Origin of the sequence: Alcanivorax sp. UBA3183, assembly GCF_002364155.1 — a bacterium.
Lineage (GTDB): Bacteria > Pseudomonadota > Gammaproteobacteria > Pseudomonadales > Alcanivoracaceae > Alcanivorax > Alcanivorax jadensis.
This window is the reverse complement of sequence record NZ_DEXN01000029.1, coordinates 4976-6552: the sequence shown is the minus strand read 5'-3', so window position 1 is coordinate 6552 and position 1577 is coordinate 4976. Positions and strand designations below refer to the sequence as shown.

Annotated in this window: 2 protein-coding genes; both read left to right on the top strand. The window is 61.2% G+C overall.

Annotation, left to right across the window (positions count from 1 at the left end; genetic code table 11):
• On the top strand, positions 1-801 hold an 801-nt coding region (mtnA, locus tag B3Q33_RS10610; RefSeq protein ID WP_286827526.1), incomplete at its 5' end, for an S-methyl-5-thioribose-1-phosphate isomerase.
• 4 nt (positions 802-805) lie between these two features.
• Positions 806-1441, top strand: a complete 636-nt coding sequence (locus B3Q33_RS10605; protein ID WP_277672717.1) for a methylthioribulose 1-phosphate dehydratase — start codon at positions 806-808, stop codon at positions 1439-1441.
• Positions 1442-1577 lie beyond the last annotated feature (136 nt).

Genomic DNA, 1577 nt, shown 5'->3' with positions numbered 1-1577 from the left:
CTGGCGCCTGCCATTGCCACCCTTGCCGCCAGCCGCCCTACGGCCGTCAATCTGTTCTGGGCCCTTGAGCGTCTGCAGAGAATCGCCAGCGACCTTTCCGGCGCGGCGCTGATCAGCGCCCTCAAAGCAGATGCACAGGCCATTCACCAGGAAGACCTGGCGGCCAACCAGCGCATGGGCGAGCTGGGTGCTGACCTGCTGCCGGCCAACGCCAGCGTCTATACCCACTGCAACACCGGCGCTCTGGCTACCGGCGGGCATGGCACGGCGCTCGGCATTATCCGCACTGCCTGGTCACGGGGTAATCTGCAGCAGGTTTATGCAGGCGAAACCCGGCCCTGGCTGCAAGGCAGCCGCCTGACCAGCTGGGAACTGCTCAACGACGGCATCCCTGTCACGCTTGTTGCGGACAGTGCCGCCGGCCAACTTATGCAGCAAGGTAAGGTACAGGCCGTGATCGTCGGTGCCGACCGCATTACCGCCAATGGCGATACTGCCAACAAGATCGGCACCTACAATCTGGCCGTGCTGGCACGCCATCACGGCATTCCCTTTATCGTTGCGGCACCACTGTCTACCCTGGATGCAGAACTACCCGATGGCAGCCACATTGTTATCGAAGAGCGTGATGCCAGTGAAGTACGCAGCATTCAGGGCAAGACGCTGGCACCGGCCCACTGCCCGGTGTACAACCCGGCTTTTGATGTGACGCCCGCAGAGCTGATCACCGCCATCGTCACCGAACGGGGTGTGATCCGGGCCCCCTCCACCGATACACTGTTGGCACATCTTCGTGGATAAAAACATGATCGAGCGCCCCTACTCTACCGCCGTTTACCGTGATGCTGCCCACGCCCTGGCGACTATCGGCCAGCGCATCTATCAGCATGGCTGGTCGCCGGCCACCAGCAGCAACTACTCCGTGCGCCTGAATGCCAGCCATGCAGCGATTACCCGCTCCGGCAAGGACAAGGGGCTGCTGCAGGAAACTGATATCATGGCCGTGGACATGAACGGCCAGGCCGCTAGCGATGGCAAACCATCAGCAGAAACCCTGCTGCATACCCAGCTGTACCGTCGCCATGACACCGTGGGGGCCGTCCTGCATACCCACAGCCATGCCAGCACCGTGCTGACCATGCACTGGCCCGCCAACAGCATCACCCTGGAAGGCTACGAGCTGCTCAAGGCCCTGGAAGGCTTTACGACCCATGACAGCCGGCTGGTCATCCCGGTATTCGATAACACCCAGGATATTGCTGCCCTCGCCGACCAGGTGGATGCCGCCATGGCAGACGATGGTATTAGCCACGCCTACCTGATCCGCGGCCATGGCCTGTACACCTGGGCAAGCGATTTACCCACCTGCTATCGTCAGCTTGAAGCGCTGGAGACCCTGCTCGCCGTAGAGCTGGATCGCCGCCGTCTGCAAGGAGTGTGAACACCATGAGTGAACTGAAAATCTTTCATGACAACCAGCCCGATACCCTTGAGCAGCACCTGACTGACAAGGCATCCATGGCTAGCGCTCTGGCTGGGGCCGGTATTCGATATGAACAGTGGCAAGCCAAACAGGC